The organism is Coleofasciculus sp. C1-SOL-03, from assembly GCF_040220555.1.
In the GTDB taxonomy this organism is placed as follows: domain Bacteria; phylum Cyanobacteriota; class Cyanobacteriia; order Cyanobacteriales; family Coleofasciculaceae; genus Coleofasciculus.
On record NZ_JAVJUO010000208.1, the window covers coordinates 1 to 21,714 of the forward strand.

At 45.6% G+C, this 21,714-nt stretch carries 21 protein-coding genes; 11 read left to right on the forward strand and 10 right to left on the reverse strand.

The window, feature by feature from the left end:
- Window positions 1-354 precede the first annotated feature (354 nt).
- The 3 genes from RIE73_RS31800 to RIE73_RS31810 all read right to left on the reverse strand — a co-directional run bounded on the left by RIE73_RS31800 (window position 355) and on the right by RIE73_RS31810 (window position 2,582).
- A complete protein-coding gene (locus RIE73_RS31800; RefSeq protein WP_446404971.1) occupies window positions 355-1,086 on the reverse strand; it encodes an HAD family hydrolase in 732 nt (243 codons plus the stop codon).
- Window positions 1,087-1,373: 287 nt separating this feature from the next.
- The gene (locus RIE73_RS31805; RefSeq protein ID WP_446404972.1) at window positions 1,374-1,691 is read right to left on the reverse strand and encodes a hypothetical protein; all 318 of its coding nucleotides are present in this window, start codon (window positions 1,689-1,691) and stop codon (window positions 1,374-1,376) included.
- Between the two features lie 297 nt (window positions 1,692-1,988).
- Window positions 1,989-2,582 carry a CAP domain-containing protein gene (locus tag RIE73_RS31810; protein ID WP_446404973.1) on the reverse strand — a complete coding sequence of 198 codons (594 nt, stop codon included), beginning with the start codon at window positions 2,580-2,582 and terminating at the stop codon, window positions 1,989-1,991.
- Between the two features lie 142 nt (window positions 2,583-2,724).
- On the opposite strand from RIE73_RS31810, the gene dnaG reads away from it, so the two are divergent.
- On the forward strand, window positions 2,725-4,695 hold the full coding sequence (gene dnaG / locus RIE73_RS31815; protein ID WP_446404974.1) for a DNA primase: 1,971 nt from the start codon (window positions 2,725-2,727) through the stop codon (window positions 4,693-4,695).
- Window positions 4,696-4,909: 214 nt separating this feature from the next.
- Here the strand turns inward: dnaG and RIE73_RS31820 are convergent, their stop codons facing one another.
- Window positions 4,910-5,407 (reverse strand): pentapeptide repeat-containing protein, encoded by a 498-nt coding sequence (locus RIE73_RS31820; protein WP_446404975.1) that lies wholly within the window; start codon window positions 5,405-5,407, stop codon window positions 4,910-4,912.
- 216 nt (window positions 5,408-5,623) lie between these two features.
- Here RIE73_RS31820 and RIE73_RS31825 point away from each other — a divergent pair, with 216 nt between their 5' ends.
- Window positions 5,624-6,157 carry a YraN family protein gene (locus RIE73_RS31825; protein WP_446404976.1) on the forward strand — a complete coding sequence of 178 codons (534 nt, stop codon included), beginning with the start codon at window positions 5,624-5,626 and terminating at the stop codon, window positions 6,155-6,157.
- Between the two features lie 94 nt (window positions 6,158-6,251).
- On the opposite strand, the gene RIE73_RS31830 is transcribed toward RIE73_RS31825, so the two are convergent.
- A complete protein-coding gene (locus RIE73_RS31830; RefSeq protein WP_446404977.1) occupies window positions 6,252-6,470 on the reverse strand; it encodes a hypothetical protein in 219 nt (72 codons plus the stop codon).
- A gap of 18 nt (window positions 6,471-6,488) precedes the next feature.
- Entirely contained in the window at window positions 6,489-7,277 is a 789-nt protein-coding gene (gene map / locus RIE73_RS31835) for a type I methionyl aminopeptidase (protein WP_446404978.1), read from the reverse strand.
- A gap of 691 nt (window positions 7,278-7,968) precedes the next feature.
- Here map and RIE73_RS31840 point away from each other — a divergent pair.
- Window positions 7,969-8,559 (forward strand): hypothetical protein, encoded by a 591-nt coding sequence (locus RIE73_RS31840; RefSeq protein WP_446404979.1) that lies wholly within the window; start codon window positions 7,969-7,971, stop codon window positions 8,557-8,559.
- Here RIE73_RS31840 and RIE73_RS31845 read toward each other — a convergent pair.
- Window positions 8,556-10,400: an AAA-like domain-containing protein gene (locus RIE73_RS31845; RefSeq protein ID WP_446404980.1), complete on the reverse strand. Its 1,845-nt coding sequence runs from the start codon at window positions 10,398-10,400 to the stop codon at window positions 8,556-8,558. The genes RIE73_RS31840 and RIE73_RS31845 overlap by 4 nt on opposite strands.
- 228 nt (window positions 10,401-10,628) lie before the next feature.
- On the opposite strand from RIE73_RS31845, the gene RIE73_RS31850 reads away from it, so the two are divergent.
- Window positions 10,629-11,342 (forward strand): DUF4388 domain-containing protein, encoded by a 714-nt coding sequence (locus RIE73_RS31850; RefSeq protein ID WP_446404981.1) that lies wholly within the window; start codon window positions 10,629-10,631, stop codon window positions 11,340-11,342.
- Window positions 11,343-11,508: 166 nt separating this feature from the next.
- Here RIE73_RS31850 and RIE73_RS31855 read toward each other — a convergent pair whose 3' ends face one another.
- Window positions 11,509-11,868 carry a winged helix-turn-helix transcriptional regulator gene (locus RIE73_RS31855; RefSeq protein WP_446404982.1) on the reverse strand — a complete coding sequence of 120 codons (360 nt, stop codon included), beginning with the start codon at window positions 11,866-11,868 and terminating at the stop codon, window positions 11,509-11,511.
- A gap of 174 nt (window positions 11,869-12,042) precedes the next feature.
- Here RIE73_RS31855 and RIE73_RS31860 point away from each other — a divergent pair, with 174 nt between their 5' ends.
- The 3 genes from RIE73_RS31860 to RIE73_RS31870 are packed head-to-tail and all read left to right on the forward strand — an operon-like array spanning window position 12,043 to window position 13,828.
- Window positions 12,043-12,741, forward strand: coding sequence for a pirin family protein (locus tag RIE73_RS31860; RefSeq protein WP_446404983.1), 699 nt, complete (start codon window positions 12,043-12,045; stop codon window positions 12,739-12,741).
- Between the two features lie 17 nt (window positions 12,742-12,758).
- Window positions 12,759-13,658, forward strand: a complete 900-nt coding sequence (locus tag RIE73_RS31865; protein WP_446404984.1) for a putative capsular polysaccharide synthesis family protein — start codon at window positions 12,759-12,761, stop codon at window positions 13,656-13,658.
- Window positions 13,659-13,663: 5 nt separating this feature from the next.
- Window positions 13,664-13,828, forward strand: coding sequence for a hypothetical protein (locus tag RIE73_RS31870; protein WP_446404985.1), 165 nt, complete (start codon window positions 13,664-13,666; stop codon window positions 13,826-13,828).
- 278 nt (window positions 13,829-14,106) lie between these two features.
- Here the strand turns inward: RIE73_RS31870 and RIE73_RS31875 are convergent, their stop codons facing one another.
- A complete protein-coding gene (locus tag RIE73_RS31875) occupies window positions 14,107-15,846 on the reverse strand; it encodes a glycosyltransferase family 39 protein (RefSeq protein ID WP_446404986.1) in 1,740 nt (579 codons plus the stop codon).
- 244 nt (window positions 15,847-16,090) lie between these two features.
- Window positions 16,091-16,240, reverse strand: a complete 150-nt coding sequence (locus RIE73_RS31880) for a hypothetical protein (protein ID WP_446404987.1) — start codon at window positions 16,238-16,240, stop codon at window positions 16,091-16,093.
- A 395-nt stretch (window positions 16,241-16,635) separates the two neighbouring features.
- On the opposite strand from RIE73_RS31880, the gene RIE73_RS31885 reads away from it, so the two are divergent.
- From RIE73_RS31885 to RIE73_RS31900, 4 genes are all read left to right on the forward strand, one after another.
- Window positions 16,636-18,783, forward strand: a complete 2,148-nt coding sequence (locus tag RIE73_RS31885; RefSeq protein ID WP_446404988.1) for a GAF domain-containing sensor histidine kinase — start codon at window positions 16,636-16,638, stop codon at window positions 18,781-18,783.
- Window positions 18,767-18,985 (forward strand): hypothetical protein, encoded by a 219-nt coding sequence (locus tag RIE73_RS31890; RefSeq protein WP_446404989.1) that lies wholly within the window; start codon window positions 18,767-18,769, stop codon window positions 18,983-18,985. The genes RIE73_RS31885 and RIE73_RS31890 overlap by 17 nt, the downstream gene beginning before the upstream one ends.
- A gap of 71 nt (window positions 18,986-19,056) precedes the next feature.
- Window positions 19,057-19,572 carry a hypothetical protein gene (locus RIE73_RS31895; RefSeq protein ID WP_446404990.1) on the forward strand — a complete coding sequence of 172 codons (516 nt, stop codon included), beginning with the start codon at window positions 19,057-19,059 and terminating at the stop codon, window positions 19,570-19,572.
- Window positions 19,573-19,862: 290 nt separating this feature from the next.
- Complete coding sequence (locus RIE73_RS31900) at window positions 19,863-21,695, forward strand: peptidoglycan D,D-transpeptidase FtsI family protein (RefSeq protein ID WP_446404991.1); 1,833 nt, start codon at window positions 19,863-19,865, stop codon at window positions 21,693-21,695.
- Window positions 21,696-21,714 lie beyond the last annotated feature (19 nt).

The following is a 21,714-nucleotide window of genomic DNA, read 5'->3' on the forward strand; positions in this document are numbered from 1 at the left end:
TTGTAAAAAACCTAGCACCTAGCGTGAGAAAGATACTCCCAGGACAACGATTGTGGGTTGGATTAAACCCTCTTCCCTTCTGCCTTCTGCCTCCTGCATAAAAGCCTTTTCCCCACCACAAGACTTATTCAGCAGACCCTATTTAAATAGGGAATAGGGAACAGGTACTGTAGGGGCAGGTTTCACTATTATCCTTTCTTCTCTCACCTAAATGGAATGCCAAGAGTTTGTAGTAAGCGCTGTCTTCGCTTCTGGCACGCTTCGTGCCTACTACGAACCCAGCTTAAGTCAGTGACATTCCACCTAAATGTGACTAAACCCGCCCCGATTCCCCTATCTTTCATCATTAATAATTCATACAACTTGAATTTCATCCAATTGGGCGATCGCGACATCTGCATCTGGGAAATTAATCGATGTTCCCCAGCTAATCCCAATACAACCCGCCGCACCCCCACGACTTGCCATCGCCATGTCTCCGGCTGAATCTCCCACCATCAGCGTTGCACTCGCAGAAACGCCCAAACGTTCACAGGCTTGCAGAAATAACGCCGGATCAGGTTTACTAAGGTCTGTATCAACCCCTTGTTGTAATTGAATATAAGGGTCTAACTGGTGGCGTTTGACAAAGGCTTGCACTCCTGCTGTTGAAGCCGCCGACAGAATTCCCAATTTTAAACCCGCTTCAGACAGGGATTTGAGGACATCTAAACTCCCAGCAAATAACGGAGAAGTCCCGGCTGCATCCTTGAGATATCGCTCTGCTTCGACAAAGGCATTACGGGCAATCTCCAGAGATTCTAACCAACCGCGCCCCGTTTCGGCAATATAGGCGGCGGCGGCGATTTCACTTTCCCGACGGCTACCCACCGCCATCAATCCCGTCGGATCAAGGCTATCATCCTGAATCCCAAACGCCATCAGCAAGGGTTCACCCACACCAGGAATTTGAGCATCAATCAAGCGCGATCGCTTATGCGCCAATTCTCGCAAAAAGGCTTGTGAATCTTCTAACGTCCCATCTTTATCAAAAATGATCGCTTCTATATTCGGGAATGTCATCTCCCGACAGCGAATAGTTACCAAGGGTTACACTCCTCAAACACGGCACATCAGCTATCAGAGATTATCTTCCCATGTTGCTGATGATTCGTACAGGAGCGCAAGGGACACAAGTGTAGGGGCGGGTTTTACCGATAACATTTTGCCACAAACCAATAACGTGACTAAACCCGCCTTTGGGAAAACAGGCGGAGTTAGTCAGGGCGGGTTTTGCACAAACGTTACTATTAATATAATAGTGAAAAAAAATCCCTAAACCTGCCCCTACAAACCAGAACTCTTGAGCCAAGCAAAGAGTCTTCCCAGATGTTTTAATAGAACATGAAACTGTTTAAGTCTGTCGCAGGCGTTTCTTGATTCACTTGGACGGCTGGAGACATTGAGGAGGTCGGCGTTAAAATTGCTGTACCTAATAAAGTGAAAAATCCTACAAATCCGACTAATAATAGTGTAGTGGCTTTGGTGTTCGATGTTCCTTTCTCAACAGACTGATTGACAGTGATTGAGCAGTCTTCTCTAATAATCGTACTCCACTCACTGCCACTTGCTGCCCACAAGCCCAGCAAATTTAAATCACACAAGGAGTCATTGAGTTGGGTTTTGTCTTGGTGAAAAATTTTCTGTGACATTATAGGTTTCCTTGATTAACGCATTTTGCTAATTAACAAATAGGTAATTTTGCTCATGACGCCGACAAAGTTTTACCTTTTGATCGCTTTTCAGTATAGGCGAATCCTTCTTAAAGGAATAACACTTTTAAAAAAATGAAACATTAAAGAGAGTAAAACATGTAGAAAATGTTACAAAATCAGAGGTCATGTATTTACAGTAGGGGCGCACAGACGTGCGCCCTTTGAGTAGCGAGTATAGCTTTACCAAGGCAGGTTAGGACATTCTGTACTGTTGCCTGTTGCCTGTTGCCTTGCTTACGCCCTGATGCCTGCGGCTGTCTTGTACCCCCCAGCATAAGTAATGACACACATATTTTGATACTGAATATGATAGCCAAAGGCTACACCTGCAACTTGAAACGCGGAATTAAAGATATTATTTCGATGACCGCGATCGCGAACCCCATCATCGATAATTAATTGCATAATAATGTCATCCGCCCGCGCCACACCATAAGTAATATTTTCACCCGCTGTGATCTGCCAACGCCCATACCGATTCAGACGGATAAAAGGAGTGCTGCGATCGCCACCAATATGTCCGATCTTTCCCGTTTCTCCTTGATCGCGAACATGATCTCTCGCCGCTTGCGACATCCCCAGCGATAGTTTGAACGGCGGTAAGGGACGAGTGGATTGGAGAAAATCAATCGCCTCATCAACCGCATTGACACCTTCAATGGTGCGTAAAAATACCTGTTGCGAAAGTTTAACCTGGTTCCCCGAAAACCGCTGTTTCCAGTTATCTAAAAGCGGAATATAAGACCTGGGCTGAGTTCGCACTTTATTCATTTCCGCAATTACTCTCAATTCCAAGGGCGAGAGAATAATTGTCTGAGCTGAATTCATGATTGATCCTTGGGTGTGAGATATCACATAATTACAATAGGTCTATTAGGTTCTGGAAAAATGACTCACGGACGCTACCCGATCCCTGCTGTCACCCAGAACTCTGATAGTTACTCGCCCATTACCCGTTTCTCAGAACACTGTGCAAATTCCTCGGCTGCACCCAGATACCATCGCCCAAGTCAAAGAACGAGTAGACATTGTTGATATCGTCTCGGAGCAAGTTGTGCTGCGAAAGCGAGGTAAAGACTATGTAGGCTTGTGTCCCTTCCATGACGAAAAGACACCCAGTTTTACCGTCAGTCCCAACAAACAAATGTACTACTGCTTCGGCTGCGGTGCGGGGGGAACTGCGATTAAATTCCTCATGGAAGCGGGAAAACAGCCCTTCAGTGAGGTGGTTCTGGACTTAGCTCGGCGCTATCAAATCCGAGTGAAAACCCTGGAACCTGAACAACGGCAAGAATTACAGCGTCAGCTATCGTTACAGGAGCAACTGTATGAGATTGTGGCACTCGCCGCCTCATTTTATCAACACGCACTCCGACAACCCCAAGGACAGCAGGCGCTGGAGTATTTACAATCTCAGCGACATCTGGGAGAGGAAACCATCCAACAGTTTCAGTTAGGCTATGCGCCAGCGACGTGGGAAACCCTGTACCGTTATTTGGTGGAACAAAAAGGCAAACCCGTACAACTGGTTAAAGATGCGGGATTAATTTTGCCACGTAAATCAGGAGACGGCTATTATGATCGGTTTCGCGATCGCATCATGATTCCGATTCATGATCGTCAAGGGCGAGTGATTGGGTTTGGCGGGAGAGCATTAGGGGATGAACTCCCCAAATATCTTAATTCTCCCGAAACACTGCTATTTAATAAAGGGAAAACCTTATTTGCCTTAGACAAAGCCTACAACGCGATCGCGGATCAGGATCAAGCCGTAGTTGTGGAAGGCTATTTCGATGCGATCGCCCTGCATCGGGTAGGGATTCACAACGTTGTCGCTTCCTTGGGGACAGCCTTAAGTGTGGATCAAATGCGCCTACTGCTGCGTTACACCGAATCCAACCAAATCATCCTCAACTTTGACGCCGACAAAGCCGGAACCACCGCCGCCGAACGGGCGATCGGAGAAATTGCCGATTTAGCCTACAAAGGACAAGTCCAACTGCGGATACTTAACCTCCCTGAGGGTAAAGACGCGGATGACTTCCTTACCCATACCCCCAATGGGGCAAACCAATACCAAAAGCTACTACAAAATGCACCCTTATGGTTAAAATGGCAGATTGATCAACTTCTAATGGGTCAAGATCTTAAACAAGCCAACCAATATAAACAGGTGGCTCAGGAAATCGTCAAATTGCTGTATAAAATAGAGGAGCCTAATCAACAAACCTATTATATTGATTACTGTGCCGAAAAGCTGAGTCAGGGTCAAACTCACCTGATCCCCCGACTCGTTGAAAATTTACAGACGCAACTGAGGAAATTACGCCGGACTCCGATCAAGAAAGATGACAAGTCCAATCTGAATCAGCAAAACTTACCTGTCTCGATTGACTTATCCCTTAGCCAAGAACAAAGTCTACTCCAACAAGCCGAAGCCTTACTCTTACGCATTTATCTCCACTATCCCGACTATCGCCAGACCATTATTGAAACCTTAGACACCAAAGATTTGTTGTTTAGTCTCTCTCCCCACCGATTTTTGTGGCGGCAAATATTAGACCTGCAAACCACGGCTCAGGCAACTCTATTCCAGCACCCTGAAAAACTAATTGCCTTATTACAAGATCGTAGTATCCAGTTCCCGGAGCAAATGGCTCAGGTCGAACATTTATTCCACTTAAACGAAAAGCGTGTTGAAGATATGATTCGCACCCCCTTAGCGATTCGTACCTCTATCGCTTGTTTAGAACTCGTGACCTGGGAAAAGCACAAGCGATATTGTTTAGAACAATGGCAAAAGCTAAATATGACCACTGATTATAAACGCCACCAATACTACGTTAAACAAATCATTGAAGCCCATCGACATGTGCAAAAGTTACAGCAAATGCGTCAAATTAACATCTTTGATATTCACAAATTTGCCCCCATTATATAGTTAGGGGCTGCTGAATAAGTTGTGGTTGTGGGTAGAGCTGGGGCAGCCATGTAGAGACGTGCCATGGCACGTCTGGAAGCAGGGGGAGCAATGGTACATTTTTTCTGATTCCAATCGCCACAAACACCGATTTTGATGAATTAACCTTACCCCCATAACCAGTAGGGACGCAAAACTTTGTGCCCAATGTAATGGTAAGCTCTAGTCTTAACAGTTAAAAACAGAATAAAGTATCGCGAGTTTGGCGACCTGTGGTGGGGTTTGTACCTGTAGCCATTTGACACAATTGTTCTTCAGCTTTGGGATCAAGAAAAGCGTCCGTAAAATCAGCTCCCTCAATCGTCGCACCATCAAACTGAGCATTGAAAGCGTAAGCACCTTCAAGCACGGCATTTTTCAAATTAGCACCATTCAAACGCGCTTTATCTAACGTTGAGTAACTGAGATTTGCCCCTTCCAAATTCGCCAATTTCAGATTTGCCCCAAAAAAACTAACTCCCTGCAACTCCGCATGGCTAAAATTACTTTCCCGCAAATCTGCCTGGTTAAAACTGGCATCAGTCAGGACGCGATCGGAAAAATCTGAATTCACCAAATACTCTTTGTTATAATCCAAAGCCAAAGCTGGGGAAGCAGGAAGCATCGCCATACTAAAAGGACTACCGATAAAAATCAAACAGCTAGCTAGCCAAACTAAAATGAATCTGAACATAATTTTGGGAATCTGTATATGTTTCTGACAAGTTATCAAATCATCTTACCATTGACGGTTTCTCGATGAGCGAGTAATTAATTATCTGGACATAAATTCTGTACGCTGTACTAAGAAATGTTAAGAATCCTCAAATCCTTACTGTTGCCTGTTGCCTGTTGCCTGTTCCTTCATCTCAACCGTTAACTTTAATGAAAGTCCGACTACTTATCACGAATGACAAATAACAAAGGACAACTCGGAGAACAACTCGTTGCCACCTGGTTACAAGCCCAAGGTTGGCATATTTTACATCACCGATGGCATTGTCGTTGGGGAGAAATCGACTTGATTGCCTATCGAGATGTCCAGGGAAAGGAAAATTCCATATCCAATCTGGACATAAATTCCCATGTTCATCCCCTTACCTTTTCACCAGCAAACGCGGAGTCACCCATCTTGGCATTTGTCGAGGTGAAAACTCGCAGTCGAGGGAATTGGGACGCCGATGGTCAATTGGCGATTACATCCTCTAAGCAAGCCAAACTTTGGCGAACAGCCGAACTATTTTTAGCAGAACATCCCGATTTAAGTGAACTTCCTTGTCGGTTTGATGTCGCCCTGGTTCGCTATCACCGTATCTGCAACAACTCACGCCGGGATAATACTAAGAACCTGTTGCCGACGTCAGCCCCTCAAGTTGGTGAACCATTCATTCTGGAAGGATGCGAGCTTATCCTACAAAACTATATCGAATCTGCTTTCGGTTGACGAATGGTGTATTAAGCAGGTAGAGACAATAACAGTTAACTGTGGAGATTGTCATTCGTCATGTGTCATTTGTTCATGGTTCATTGTTGATGGTTCATTGTTCATTGGTAATCCGCTCCCCCTGCTTCCCCTGCTTCCCCAGCTCCCCCTGCTTCCCCTGCTTCCCCTGCTTCCCCAGCTTCCCCAGCTCCCCCAGCTCCCCCAGCTCCCCCAGCTTCCCCAGCTTCCCCAGCTCCCCCAGCTCCCCCAGCTTCCCCAGCTTCCCCAGCTCCCCCAGCTCCCCCAGCTTCCCCAGCTCCCCCATCTTCCCCATCTCCCCCATCTCAATGCATCACGCCGATTTCATCGTTGTCATCGGTTCGGGTAAAGTTAAAATCTCTACCCCCTCTGACGTAACAGCTATAGTATGCTCAAACTGAGCCGAAAGCTTACGATCCTTCGTCAGCGCTGTCCATTTATCCGCCATAATTTCCACTTCCCATGTTCCTTCATTAATCATGGGTTCAATCGTAAACACCATCCCGGAGCGCAGACGCTTTCCTTTACCGCGAGTACCGTAGTGAGGAATCTGGGGAGCCGTATGAAAGATGCGATTAACTCCGTGTCCAACAAAATCCCGTACCACAGAAAAACCGTTGGCTTCCGCGTATTCCTGAATAGCCGCCCCAATATCACCAATGCGGTTTCCGGGTTTCACAGCAGCGATTCCCCGCATCATACATTCGTAGGTGACTTCAACCAGCTTTTTGGCGGTGGGTGAAGGTGTACCGACAAAGAAGGTTCGGGACGTATCCCCGTGGAATCCATCCACAATCGGGGTCACGTCAATATTGATAATGTCCCCATCCTTGAGAATTTGTTTAGCATTGGGGATACCGTGACAGACAACTTCATTAATACTGGTACAAATTGACTTAGGAAAGTCACGATAACCCAAGGGAGCGCTTTTTGCTCCATGTTTCTGAGTCCAGCGCTCGGCTTCGTCATTGAGTTCCAATGTACTCACCCCTGGCTGAATCATCGGTTCAAGGTGATCTAGGAGTTTGGCGGCTAAACGCCCAGCTTGACGCATTTTCTCGATTTCTCGGCTCGATAGGAGAACGATTCTTTCTGGTGCCATGACTATTTATGCAGTTATTTCCCTAATCAACAAGGGTGTATCTAGTGAGTCTTCCTTCACTTTACTGCGAACTCTTGCCTCTTCCCCACTGCTGTTGAATTTCGTTATTGGTCATTAGTCATTGGTCATTTGTTGATTGGAAATCCGCTCCCCCGGCTCCCCCGGCTTCCAGACGTAGCATGCTACGTCTCTACATTGCTTCCCCGGCTCCCCCGGCTCCCCCTGCTCCTCTGTCCTCTGCCTTCTTCATCAACTCTTTACATTAGAAGTCAGAAATTTACCAATGCTTTGGTGAAGTGTGGCTTAAAATAATGAATAAGTCGTTATACTCATTCAAACCCATCCGTTTGACTCCACAGCAGCTTAGTAACATCAACAGCCTAAGAGTATACCTGTTGAATAACGGTTTAATACCGATAAATCTCTAAATTTTAGTTCTTCGCTTAGGGTGCAAAATAGAGTAGGCTCAATGTCTGATCTGGTTAATAATGTCACAATTTCAACGAAAGCTTATCCCTTAACTATCTATCACGAATCAGCGGAGATAAGTACCTGGACATAAATTTTCTCCGCTGTACTAAGAAAGGTTAACAAGCCTCAAATCCTTACTGTACTGTTCCCTGTTCCTTCCTAATCTCAACCGTTAACTTGAATGAAAGTCCGACGACTTGCCCGTTTTTTTTGAGGTGCCATGACAGAGCTAGCCCTAATCCGTAAACCTATTATTCAACCCACTGAAATCCTGAGTCAGTTACAGACGGGACAACTGCTCAGGGTGAATGGTACTCGTGGTAATGCATTAATTATTAGTCATCGTCATCATGCAGAACTCGCGGGTCCTGGTGCGGCTGTTGGTGGACTTTTTGATGCGGATTGTACGCGGGTGGTTCCCATTGGTACGCTTTCGTTAGTTTATCCTGAATCACGGTATGAACGCCAGAAGGCTTATCAATTAAGGCAGCGTTGGATCTTGTTTACCCAATATGCGATGACCACTTATGTGCCGCTACACCGTGCCAAAATCTTATTAAGTTTACTCTATAAATATTTCGACGCCCAGCTTATTAATGAACTCTCGGATGAGATAATTGCTCAGTTAGTTGGGGTTTTGCCGAAAACAATTGGTATGGTTCGCCGATCGCGAATGTCACAGACCGTTAGACAATCCCCAAGTCAAGGTGTAGTATTGACCTCTAAAAAGGGGGTCAAAATGATACTCAAGGATAAGCCTACCTCTCAAAACGAAAAGAACGCTTCCTTGAGTGTAGTGGAGAGTCTTTAAAAAATCAGTTGATACAGGTCAATTGGTTTTTCACTGTCCTCAAATTGCCACTGTCCCATCGGTTGCGGCGGCTGGGACAGATAGTTGGCGATCGCCTGATAAACGCTATGAGACATACAAATCCCGCCAGGAGGCGCTTCTGCGGTGAGATGGTGGGCAATTTTGACACCGAGTCCACTCACGCCCGTGTAACAAAAAACAACATCTTCCCAATGGATACCAATCCGATAACAGAGTCCCGGAGTTGAGTCCCGTTGAACGGCGGATTGAAGCGTTAATTGAATCTCTTGGGCAAAGTTAATCGCCTGTAGGCAACTGGGAAATACAATTAACATTCCTTGGTCAATGGATTTGAAAATTTTTCCGTCAAATTCTTGAGCAAGCTGGACAAACAATTGTAGGTCTTTGTAGAGTTGATTAAACGTCGGTTCCGGATGAGCCAGCAGGTTAGCGGTTAAGTTGACTCCCTCAATCACCACCATGCTAGCTTGGCGGGTTTCGGGGGGGACTTTTAAGCCGAGGGGTTTGAGGCGATCGCGAAAATAGTGGTAATATAATTGGCAACGCAGTTTAACCTTGCCCTGAGCAACCTGTACCAGTCCTAGATTTTGCAAGCGACAGGTAAGAATTGGCTCAAATTCTACAGGCGTTGATGAATTGGCAAGTTGCATCAAGGCATTCATGAGTGCTGAATCCTGGTGGATATACTCTAAGCACTGGTGCAAATGATCCCGATAAATGTCAGCTTCTGCGGTAACGGTTGCCAAAAATTGGTCAATGGGAATTTTTTCGGTTTTAATCGCATTTAACGTTAGCTGGAGCAGATGTGGATGACCCCCTATCAACTGATACAATTGCTTAACCTGTTGCGGTTGCCAACTAAATCCATGGCGAATTACTAAATCTTGGACTTGTTCTTCGGTAAATTCTGACAACTGAATCAATACTTCTGCTGTAAACTCGATGGAATTTCCCCCAAACCTGGCGTAAAGTTCAGTTGAATTTACAATCACGAGGCGCAATTTTTGCCAAATTTGACCACATCTATCCCCATAATTGGCTTTTTCGCCCCAGGTTTGCAGCAAACTGAAAAATTCTCTCGCAGTTTCTGGATAGTTAAATAGTACATCAGCGTCGTCTAATGCCAAAACTAAAGGATTATCAAGTTGCGGTAATAGATAGGTTTCAAAATAATAGGTAGTATTAGCATTTCCGCCATAGATATCATCCCAATAGGTTGGCACTTGATGCGGTAAACCCAAGCCTCGTGTCACCACGGCACAGAACCATTGCAGGAATCGCTGTAAATCACGAACTATCGCAGATTCTGCCAGTTGCAGATTTAAGGGGATGGTATGAAAGCCTTCCTGCCTAGCTTGCTGCAAGATTCGCGTCATCAGAGAGGTTTTACCCATTTGCTGAGGCGCAACAATTTGGATGGAACTTCCCGGTTTGATCAGGGTTTCGTGACAAAGGGATTCAATGGGTAAACGTTCAATATAAAAAGGAGAATTGAGAGGAACTGGACTTTTGAGCGGAACTTGATCATAATGAGATGAGTTGGTGTGTGCTTTGGTATAGTCGTTAGGATTAAGTGTCAGATCAAAGGCGCTGAAATAGGAGATTAAGGTTTTGCGATCGACAGGTATCGTCCGCCGTCGTACTTTGATCAGGGTGTTTGGACTTAAATGGGTACGTTCGCTTAATTGTTCCAGGGTGTAGGGTTTTCCCCGATTATCTTGAAAGGCTAATTTGCGCTGCGCGGCTTTTAGGCGTTGCCAACCTTGAACGGAAAGAATAACTCCCCGTTGACGCTTGGGAGGCTGAGGTTTTGGTGACATTCAGGTTAAGAGTCGGTTAAAAGTCAGAATGGGTTCAAACCGTTTATTTTAAGCGAAAACCGTGAAAAAACGGTGAATGCTTTGCCTGAACCCGCCGACTTTTCCATCCGCATTACCCCGTCGGTGGTTAAGTTGTGAACTTAACTTGTGATCTTGCGTTGTATTATTTGAGGACTGACGGCAAACTGCAATAAACAAGTTGATAGGGTAAGTGTCTTAGTCATTACAATGATGGGTATTATCGGTACTTTAAGCGACGTATCATTACCAGAGATTTTTCAGTTAATTGAAAAGGGCAAAAGGACAGGGCTGTTGACGGTTCGGGCTGTTGCGCCAGCCACTGGAACATACTATTTATGGGTTAAACAGGGTGACATTATCGCGGCGGCGAATCGGCGAGATGGACAAGGTTTAATCTTCCTGATTGGCAAATGCCAATTGGTTAGCGATCGCGTGTTGACCAAACTGGTTCAATGGTGTTGTCCTGTCAATCAGCCATTAGGCGTATGTTTAAACCAACAAGGGGTTTTAACGCGCTTAAATTTAGAACAACTGTTTCAAATTCAACTGTTGCAGCAATTATCTGTGCTTTTTCAACTGCAAGATGGTTCTTTTCGATTTGATTCTGCGGCTGTAATTCCCACCCAAGAAATGACCGGGTTAAGTATTCCGGCGACAGAAGCTACCTTAATGGGATTGCGGGTTTTACCGAATTGGGATAATTTGGCGGCTAAATTACCTGATCCGAATCAGAATTTACTCAGTACAATTGCTGGTTATCCTTCCTATCAGCTAGATACATTAGAATGGCAAATTTGGCAGTATAGTAAAGGGGCTGAATCGCTTCATACCATTGCCCAACATCTCAAATTCCCCGTAGAACAGGTGCAACATATTGCCTTTAGGTTGATTAGTATGGGATTAGCTGAAGCCATCCCTTAAACCGCTTTCGTAGTAAGCGCTGTCTTCGCTATAAACCCTCGCTTTGATTAAATCTTTGAACCCGTTTTAACGAGTTTTAGCTTTTAGCCTGAACTTGAGTTCAAGGCTTAAGCTGACCTAGGTGATATTCAATTGAATTAAACTACTTTAGCTTTGACGCGGAAATTTATTTTCCGGCTATATTTTGTTTTTGATCATCCCAATCCAGATGTTTTATCCCCCATTCATGCATCGCCTCAAGAATCGGTTGAAGACTCTCACCTAATGGTGTTAAAGAATACTCAACTTTTGGCGGAACTTGCAGATAAACCTCCCGATGAACAATACCATCCGCTTCCAGTTCTCGTAACTGTTGCGTCAGCATTTTCTGGGTAATACCATGTAAAGCCCGATGTAACTGACCAAAACGCTTCACCTCTGCAAATAATTCCCGCAGAATCAAGACTTTCCAGCGACCGCCAATAACCTCTAATGTACGTTCTACAGGACAATTGGCGCGTTCACTCTCGGCGCGTTTAGTTGCCATAGTATCGTTTTGGTAACTATCTTACTTTCAAGTGCATACTTCCCATAATAGCGGTATGGGTTTTATAGTTGAATATGAGGATAAGGGAACAGGGAACAGTAAGAATGTGACGCTTGTTAACCTTTTTTAGTACAGCGGACAGAATTTGTGTCTAAATACAAGGACAAATGACAAATGATTAACATTCGCAAAACCCAAGAACGAGGACATGCTAATTACGGTTGGTTAGACACCTATCATACCTTTTCATTTGCTAACTATTACGATGCAAATGCAATGGGATTTCGTAGCCTGCGCGTGATTAATCAGGATCGGGTTAGTCCGGGTGCAGGATTTGGTACTCACGGACATCGGGACATGGAAATCATTACCTATGTTTTAGATGGAGCGCTAGAACATAAAGATAGTATGGGGAATGGTTCCGTGATTTATCCCGGTGATGTACAACGGATGAGTGCGGGTACAGGTCTTCGTCATAGTGAATTTAATCATTCACAAACGGAACCCGTTCACTTCTTACAGATTTGGATTTTGCCTGATAAAAATGGACATAATCCTAGCTACGAACAGCATAACTTTGACATCGCCAAGAATCCCGGACAGTTCCATTTAATTGCTTCAGGTGATGGGAGAGAAAACTCTCTGACCATTCATCAGGATGTAAACCTATATGCAGCCCTCTTGACAAAGTGCGATCGCATCACTTATTTTATCGCACCTCAACGCTATGGCTGGCTACAGGTAGCGCGAGGTAGGATTACGGTAAACGGGTTAGGTTTAGAGTCGGGTGATGGTGCTGCTTTGAGTGAGGAAACAGATGTGGTAATAGCCGCGACAACCGATACTGAAGTTTTACTCTTTGATTTGGCATAATCTAAACGTAAAACCCTATGGGACTTAAGCCTTTAATCCAGTCTTTACTCAGGCAAAACTATCACATTACACATCCATATCATCGTCTGCGTTTACGGCTAGGAAGTCTGCGTAGTCAAGATAAAATTGTCATTTATCAAATGAGTAAGGTTGGCTCAACGACAATTTGGAAAAGCCTTGAGGCATTAAATCTTGACATTCCCATTTATCATGTTCATACCCTCAGACATGAGCAGATCAGTAGAGCTATAGAAAGGGACAAAACCAATTTTCCAAAACTACGCTTCATGTATCCTGAAACTATTCACTCAGAATACTTGCGAAGTCAACTGGATCAAAAGAATATAATTAATCCTTGGAGTGTGATCACTCTGGTCAGAGATCCTGTCGCGAAAATATTATCGAGTTTTTTTCAGAATCTAGAAAGAGAACTCCTATTAGGGCTTGATTACAGGAAGAGAATCAACGCAGAAGGTGAGACAAAAGTTTTGCAAGAACTTATTGAAAGGTTCTACCAAGAACAGGTTAACAATTCAAGACGTAAACACCCATTTGAGTGGTTCAACTTTGAGTTAAAAGAGAGTTTAAATTTTGATATATTTGCTGCACCTAGCTTGTCCAAGAGGAATTACTATGTTTACAACAGTAGGCTAGCAAGAATTCTTGTGTTAAAGTTGGAATCTCTAAATGATTCATACCAGAGTGCATTTCAAGAGTTCTTGGGACTGCAAAACTTTAATCTTGTTCAGGCTAATGTCGGTTTACAGAAGCGCTATAAGAGTCTATACAAAAGTTTTCTGCGGCATGTTAATTTGCCCGTTGACTATCTTGATAAAATCTATCAAACCGAATTGGTTAGGCACTTCTATTCACAATCTGAGATTGAGCAATTTTATCAACGATGGACAAGGTATTAGGTTGAATGGCACTGATATTATGTCCGGTTGAATACTCACATTTAGCTGGAGACAAGGCAGAAGGCAGAAGGCAGAAGGCAGAAGGCAGAAGGCAGAGGGCAGAAGGGAAGGAGCAAGGTTGCAAGGAAAAAAGATATTACGGTTATTTCGGCGGACATGATATGACTTAAGCCTTTTCATCTTTCTTAAACATTGCGCGATCGCATGATCAACCCATTAACAGGTTAAATGAAATTTAATAAGTAGTCGGACAAAAGAAAACGGCACTGTATTAAGCTTTGTAAATTGCCCTCAAACCCTTACTGTTGCCTGTTGCCTGTTGCCTAATCTCAACCGTTAACTTTAATTGTGTCCACCTACTTAGCTAGGGTCTGCTGCACAAACTTTATGTGAACAGCTCATTCTGATTCGCCTGTTCTTGAATCGGGCGCAAGGATAGTGCCCCTACTCATTCTTTTGCTACTCGACAACGATAAAGTTTATATTTATACTCCCCTGCCCATGACCCATAAGACCGATCGCGAAAACAATGCTGCGCCTCTAAATCAACCGTAGTCCGAAAATCCACTAACCATAAATCGAAGGGGCGTGGTAGTGCAGTTAATGTGTTTTGAAAGACGGCGATCGCGTCTGTATAGGTTCGGGTTTGGGGATCGCGATCCGCTAGGAAAAATTGGGCAGATACTATCCGATCCGTTTGGGCATCCTTCCTCTCGGATAATCGTTGAAAGTCCCAGGCTAACCCCATCAGTCGTCCGGTTTGTCCATGATGCTTGTGAGTGGTGGCGATGAATATGGGAGATTGAGACGCCTTTTGGATCACAGGTGCAAGCAAGTCAGGACGGTGATTTTGTAAGTACCCTAAATTTCCAATGGCGGTGAGTCCCCCGATGAATCCCATTAGCCAGATCATTGCCACCATTGCTTTGCCATGCTTGATACCAGAAGCGGGAGCAAATGTTCCCTGTTGCCAAACTCCAGCCAACATCCCCGCGACTAACAGGATCACAGCCGGAAAGTAAACGAACTGAAACCGCGCCCCTAGGGTTACATCCATACCTAAACCATAGGTGATGCCCAAGACTAATGCGATCACACTCCCTACATATCCCCTGACAACCTGCAAGGTTAAACGGCGATCGGGAAACTTCTGTTGCAGTTTCCAGCCATTCGCGAGGCTCGGTATCATGCTCAGGATAAATAATACCGTCACGATACCGGAGATTACCACAATCCCAATCGGCAGCATCGTTGTGGCGGTGGGAAGCAACAGAATCATACTCAGCCCCCAAATCAATAACCGCCCGATGGGTGCTAGCCATTCACGGGTTAAATCCCCGTCGGCGATCCAAGCTGTGGGTTCGCTACCGTAGATATTGTATAAAGCAGGTAGCCAGACTAAACACCCGATCAGCGTTCCTCCAGCAACCGCATAGATACGTCGCCAATGCGATCGCGTCCAACTTTGAGGATCATTGCTTCCCTGTTGCCAAGCTTGGATCAACAGCACAATCCCTTCCGCACAGAGGGTTAAGCTGAAAAAATAATGAGTGGCGATGCCCAAACTATTGACACCCACCCAGCCTAATCCCATCCCTACTGATAAGGGCTGATGACGGTGGATGGCTTGAACCGCCATGACTAAATAGGATAGAGATGCAATCACCAGTAAAATCGCCAGGGTATAGTGACGTGCATCTTGGGCGAGGAAAATCCCATAGGGTGAAACCGCCATCATCGCGGCGGCGATTTGACCGACTAACCGAGAACCAAACGCCAAATACCCCAAACCGAATAGGCTAGGAATAGAAGCAACGCCCCAAAATACTGACAGCGATCGCGCCCCCCATAACGATACCAATCCGTCATTAGTGGCAAAGACCTTCATCCACCAATGGGTTAAGACAAAATAAATGGGTGGATGGGTACTTTCTTGGATTAAATGGTTGACAACTGAACCCGTATCTGCATCAGCCACAGGATGCAAGGGAGAGAGCAAGACATCTGAACTAATCCACTGATTCAGTGGCACGGTTTGAAAGCTGTTGCCCAAACTAAAGACCATCGTGGCACATTCATCCGTCCATGGGGGTAGAGACGCCAGACGACTCAAGCGCAGGATTGTGCCAAGGGCTATCCATAACATAAGTAGCCCGAAGTGCCACCAACGTTGTTGTTTCGGGTTCATGGTTGATGGTTCATAGATGCTGGTGTTGAGGTTGAAAGCAAAAAGCGATACCTGACAAGACTGTCTAGATATCGCGCTTTGGCTTGAAATACCCCAACTTGCTTCGCTCTTATTTGAGACTTCCCCACTAGCCAGTCAGGACGGTTTTATTCGTCTTGGCTTACGCCGAGTTTACGCGAACAGGATTTCCCGCTTTCAGGGATAAGCGATCGTCGGGCGATCTCTGTGTGTGTTGGTTGTGCTTCTACTCCGGAGACTCAGCCGGAGACTCAGCCGGAGACTCGGTAGCACCATTCTCTGCAGGGCTAGTTTCGGTATCGGCACCACCTTGGCAAGCGCCCAAACTAGCTCCTAAAGCCAATACAAACAGCAAACTCAGTAATTTCTTAGTCATACACTCCCCTTGGTGTTAAGGACTGCGTCAAATCAGACGTTATGTTAGCTTACTATAACTTTATAGTTTTAACACGACTACTGCTTTTTTCCCTTAATTCAGCGAGAATGATCCCACTCTAACCGATCACTAAGAGTAGCACTTCGCTACGCTGCGCTTACGCGCCGTTTCACTAACCGAAGAGAAAGATGTATCCGATAGACTGGAATGACATTCACCCGCTTGCCTGACCCAGTTGTCTGAAGGTTGATTATGATTCAGTAAATTCTGCAGAATTACGTAGAATCACTAAATTAGCTGCATAATTGTTAGTATAGGGTTTTTTTGGCGGTTTAACCTATAAAATCAGGACAAGCCGTCAAGGTGGGTGCTGAGGATTGTTTAAGGAATGCATTGTGTTTTCTAATTTTTATCACGCTTTTCAATCGATCCAAGCTTGGATCAAGTATCCCCCAAGGCAAGCAGCACTAACCCAAAAAATTGTCGATCGCATCCGTAATTCCCTAGAATTATCGGTTGTAGTGCAAACAGCCGTAGACGAAATTGCGGCATTGCTTCGACTGGACTGTTGTAATTTTTTCTGGTATTGGGAAGAACGGGGGCAAGTGGAGATTGTCTGCGAACGTCGTCAGCATGAGGATCAGCCCTCCTATTTGGGAGAGTATCCCCTAGAGGGTTTTGGCACTCTAGCCCGGGCGATCGCAGAAGGGAAACGGATCGTTAATCACGGAACAGCGCACTTGACACCGACAGGACTGCGCGGGAGAGTGCAACGGCTTGTGCAGAAATCCTCTGCCAATCCCCCATCATTTATTCCCAATCCCTCTCCTTGGGACTATAAAGCCAACTTATTGATTCCCGTCACGGGTAAAGAAAACGGAATTGGGTTTATTGCTTGTCTTTGTGAGCATCCTCGGTTTTGGGCAACTCCGGAAATTCAATTTTTAGAGTCGATCGCCGAATCCTTAGAAATTGCTATCCGTCAAGCCCAACTCTACGAACAAACCCAGCAGCAAGCCATTCGGGAGCAGATTGTTAATCATATTACCAGCCAAACTCGCCAGAGTTTTGATCCCCAGACCATATTAACCGAAGCGATTAGCCATCTGTGTTCGGCGTTAGCAGTGGATCGATGTTTGGTGCATTTAGTCGAGGATTACCAAACCTCAGATTTGCCAACCGTTAACTCGGACGCTGCGATCGCGCCCCGTCAGGGTGAGTCATTACACCAGAAGCATCTCTATGAGGTGTATCGCCAACCCTTCGCCCCTTGCAAGGACACATTCAATCCCCAAGGTCCGATTACGCAGTGGATTATTCAGCACCAACGGGCGGTCGTGATTCCCGACGTAAGCCAAGATGAACGGATTGATGTCCACAACGAAGAATACCAAAATGCCCAAATTAAATCCTCATTAGTGGTTCCGGTGCAAGCCCATGGTAAACTCTATGCTATTTTGTACCTCAATCAATGCGCTTACATCCGCTATTGGTCAAAACACGATCAAGAACTGGCACAAGCGGTTGCTGATCAGCTGGCGATTTCCCTGCAACAGGCATATTTATATACCCGTACCCAGCAACAAGCGGCACATAATGCCATGCAAGCCCAAAAACTGGCAGAAATGATTGAAGAACTGCGGCTGACTCAAGTCCAACTGATTCAGAGTGAAAAAATGTCCAGTTTAGGCAGAATGGTGGCTGGGGTAGCTCATGAAATCAATAATCCCATTAGTTTCATCTATGGCAATATTCCTTACCTAGAAAATTATGTCAATGACTTGCTGCGCTTAGTCCAAGCCTACCAAAGGGAATATCCCAATCCCTCACCGACGCTGGAAAACCTGTTGGAGGACGTAGAAATTGATTTTTTGAGCAAGGACTTACCGAAAATTTTGCAATCCATGCAATCGGGAACCCAGCGTATTCAGGAAATCGTGCAGTTATTGCAGCGATTCTCGCGGCACAACGAAGCTTCCTTGAAACTGATTGATATCAATGCGGCGTTGGAAAATACGTTGTTAATCCTGCACAACCAATTCGTCAATACGATCTCCATAGAACGCCATTATGATAACCTGCCCCATGTCGAATGTTACCCCAAGCCCATCAATCAGGTATTTCTCAATATTCTGACGAATGCCATTGAAGCCCTCAATCGTTCGCCCAATTCTGATAAAATGATTACCCTGCGAACGCAATGGCAACCGAGCATCCATTCTACGGATGAGGATCGGATACAAATTAGTATCGCCGACAATGGTCTAGGTATTAATTCAGACATTCTCCCGAGTATCTTTGAGCCATTTTTCACCACCAAAGCCGTTGGAGAAGGTCGAGGTTTGGGTTTAACTGTGAGCTATCAAACCATTGTTAACCAACATCAGGGTCAATTAGACGTGCGATCGCAACCGGGTCAAGGGACTGAGTTCATTTTGCAAATCCCAGTGCGCCATTCTGATGCGATGAAATCGAATCCCTCGTCCTCTCAATCCCCCGCGCCGACTTCTGACTTGTCATGGGAAGTTGCTAAACCGAATTAACAGGAGGGATGGGGGAGATGGGGGAGATGGGGGAGATGGGGGAGATGGGGGAGATGGGGAAGATAGGGACGATAGGGGAGATGGGGACGATGGGGACGATGGGGACGATGGGGAAGAATTTTCTCAGTCAATGGTTAACAGCCAACACTCTTGCACTCAAAACTCGGTAGGGGCGAGTTTAGTTATATCCTTTGTCAGGTAAGAAATGACAATAGTCAAACTTGCTCCTACACAAAACTAAAAACTCAAAACGCAAAGATCTGCCAAACGCTTATGAATGCTGTCTCTCGTTCTGTTCCAATTCAACGTCATCCTTCTCGCCACGTTTCGGTTTCCGCGAGCAGGCGCTCATCTCGATCCAGCCGTGTGTCACCCTTGGCGTCTAGAACCAGTCACCAAAAAGTAGAAAGGCTGAACACCTCACGAGAGCGGACTCCTGGCTGGCTGCGATCGCTCATGATCCTGCAACGCGGTTCTGATGTGATTACACTGATCCTGGGTATTGTGACACTCACCATTTATTCCTGGACTGTATATACCCAGCAGCAGTGGACACAAGAATACCGCAAATTGGGAACGCTGCAACGGAATGAGCGTGATCTGACAACGACGAATGAAATCATCAAAGATCAACTCGCTCAACAAGCGGAACGCCCAGCTACAGGTTTGGTAATCCCCAATACCGCCAATACTATTTATCTTTCTCCAGCACCTCAACGCCAAGTCCAGGAATCTCCGAATCAGAAGCCTGAGCAAGAAACCTTGGCAAAGACTCCTTTGGGATATTGAGGGAGCTGGGGGAGCTGGGGGAGCAATGTAGAGACGTGCCATGGCACTATGGCGAGCTGGGGGAGATAAGGCAGTGAACAAATGACCTCAGACAAAGGACGTAGCTTGCTTCTGGCTCTCCAGGAGTTATGGTGATAATGAAAAGTTATTGAATTGGGTCAAAGGCTTGCTGGATAAGGATTTTCCTGTTCCCTGTTCCCTGTTCCCTGTTCCCTGTTCCCTAAAAACTAGAGTTTCCACCACAAGTACCAAAGAGCCGTTCACTTAAGTCTAAACTCCAGTTGGGCAAGATGAATGATCGAATGCAAAACTCAAAACTCAAAACCAGGTTCCCTACGAGGGTCGCGAAGGGTCAACACTCAAAACTTAACATTCAAAACCAGGTTCCCTACGAAGGTCGTGAAGGGTCAACACTTGTCCAACGCCCTGGGTTTAGATTGCTATTAATTTGGGCAATCATGATGGCAGGAAGTTTTGGGCTTTTATTTAATTTATATCGGCTGCAAGTTGTCATCTCACCCAACTTGGAAGAGAAAGCACGGCAACAGCAGATGATTTATATGCGCCCGTTTATTCCGCGTCGTCCAATTGTTGACCGGAATGGTAATGTTTTGGCGGTGGATCGGCGTGTCTATACCCTGTACGTTCATCCTAAACTCTTTAAACAATCGAAAGCCAATATCGCCACTCAGCTAGCACCAATCCTGGACAAAACGGTGACGGAATTGGAAACGCTATTTAATAAAAGAAATACGGGCATTCAAATTAGCGCCTCATTACCCGAAGATACCGCTAACAAAATCGCTCAATTAAGTTTGGATGGGATTGAAATGATTCCCAAATATTCTCGCCTTTATCCTCAGCAAGAGTTAGCCGCCGATGTGGTTGGGTACGTTAATGTTGATCATCAGGGTCAGGCAGGAATTGAGTATTCTCAGGAAAAATTATTAGAACGAGAAGTCCGCACACTGCGAATGAGTCGGGCAGGTAACGGTACATTGATGCCGGATCATATTCCCGAAGGGTTTATCCACTCGGATGATCTGCGGTTGAAACTGACCTTAGACAGTCGCTTACAACGTGCGGCACGTTCTGCACTGAAGCAAAAAATTAAGGAATTTAATGCCAAACGAGGCACTGTAATTGTTATGGATGCCTTGGATGGTTCCTTGTTAGTGTTGGTGTCAGAGCCAACCTATAACCCTAATCAATTTTCTAAGTCTGATATTAGTTTGTTTAAAAATTGGGCATTGGCAGATTTGTATGAACCGGGTTCCACGTTTAAACCTCTGAATGTGGCGATCGCGCTGGAATCTGGGGCGGTTCGTCCTGATAGTCTATTCAACGATACGGGGTCGATTCAGATCGGTCGGTGGCCCATTGCCAACTATGACAAAAAAGCCCATGGCATGATCAATCCGCCGCAAATCCTGCAACATTCCAGTAACGTGGGCATGGTGCGGATGATGCAACAAATGAAACCGGAGGTTTACTATGGTTGGCTAGAACGATTGGGATTGGGGCAGAGACTGGAAACAGATTTGCCCTTTGAAAGTGCCGGACAGCTCAAAAATCAGCGGAAGTTTACCAGTTCCCCGATTGAACCTGCAACCACAGCGTTTGGTCAAGGCTTTTCCCTTACGCCGCTTCAGCTTGTTCAACTCCATGCTACGTTAGCCAATGGGGGTAAGTTGGTTATGCCTCATGTTGTCCAGGGACTTTTTGATAGTCAAGGTCAGCTTTATTGGCAACCGCGCTTGAGTACGTCCCGCCCCATCTTTTCACCTGAAACCTGCCAGAAGGTTCTGGAAATGATGGAACAAGTGGTTAGCCAAGGCACAGGAAAAACGGCTCAAATTTCAGGGTATCGAGTGGCGGGGAAGACGGGAACGGCTCAGAAAGCCAGTCCTACGGGGGGGTATTTTACCAATGCTAAAATTACCAGCTTTGTGGGAATTCTCAGTGTGGATTCTCCCCGTTATGTGGTGATGGCGGTGGTGGATGAACCCAAGGGAAATGCTTTTGGATCTACGGTAGCTGCACCGATTGTCAAGTCAGTCATGGAAGCTTTAATCGCGATCGAGCAGATTCCGCCAAGTCAGCCAACAGTAGCGACAGAATGACTGTCATTACTGCCATAAT

Coding starts and splice junctions, on each gene's coding strand:
- RIE73_RS31880 (WP_446404987.1), bottom strand. CDS start 16,240: ATGACTAAGAAATTACTGAGTTTGCTGTTTGTATTGGCTTTAGGAGCT.
- RIE73_RS31825 (WP_446404976.1), top strand. CDS start 5,624: ATGACAAATAACAAAGGACAACTCGGAGAACAACTCGTTGCCACCTGG.
- RIE73_RS31845 (WP_446404980.1), bottom strand. CDS start 10,400: ATGTCACCAAAACCTCAGCCTCCCAAGCGTCAACGGGGAGTTATTCTT.
- RIE73_RS31810 (WP_446404973.1), bottom strand. CDS start 2,582: ATGAATTCAGCTCAGACAATTATTCTCTCGCCCTTGGAATTGAGAGTA.
- RIE73_RS31820 (WP_446404975.1), bottom strand. CDS start 5,407: ATGTTCAGATTCATTTTAGTTTGGCTAGCTAGCTGTTTGATTTTTATC.
- map (WP_446404978.1), bottom strand. CDS start 7,277: ATGGCACCAGAAAGAATCGTTCTCCTATCGAGCCGAGAAATCGAGAAA.
- RIE73_RS31860 (WP_446404983.1), top strand. CDS start 12,043: ATGATTAACATTCGCAAAACCCAAGAACGAGGACATGCTAATTACGGT.
- RIE73_RS31875 (WP_446404986.1), bottom strand. CDS start 15,846: ATGAACCCGAAACAACAACGTTGGTGGCACTTCGGGCTACTTATGTTA.
- RIE73_RS31865 (WP_446404984.1), top strand. CDS start 12,759: ATGGGACTTAAGCCTTTAATCCAGTCTTTACTCAGGCAAAACTATCAC.
- RIE73_RS31895 (WP_446404990.1), top strand. CDS start 19,057: ATGAATGCTGTCTCTCGTTCTGTTCCAATTCAACGTCATCCTTCTCGC.
- RIE73_RS31870 (WP_446404985.1), top strand. CDS start 13,664: ATGGCACTGATATTATGTCCGGTTGAATACTCACATTTAGCTGGAGAC.
- RIE73_RS31830 (WP_446404977.1), bottom strand. CDS start 6,470: ATGGGGAAGATGGGGGAGCTGGGGAAGCTGGGGGAGCTGGGGGAGCTG.
- RIE73_RS31805 (WP_446404972.1), bottom strand. CDS start 1,691: ATGTCACAGAAAATTTTTCACCAAGACAAAACCCAACTCAATGACTCC.
- RIE73_RS31850 (WP_446404981.1), top strand. CDS start 10,629: ATGATGGGTATTATCGGTACTTTAAGCGACGTATCATTACCAGAGATT.
- RIE73_RS31840 (WP_446404979.1), top strand. CDS start 7,969: ATGACAGAGCTAGCCCTAATCCGTAAACCTATTATTCAACCCACTGAA.
- RIE73_RS31900 (WP_446404991.1), top strand. CDS start 19,863: ATGAATGATCGAATGCAAAACTCAAAACTCAAAACCAGGTTCCCTACG.
- RIE73_RS31855 (WP_446404982.1), bottom strand. CDS start 11,868: ATGGCAACTAAACGCGCCGAGAGTGAACGCGCCAATTGTCCTGTAGAA.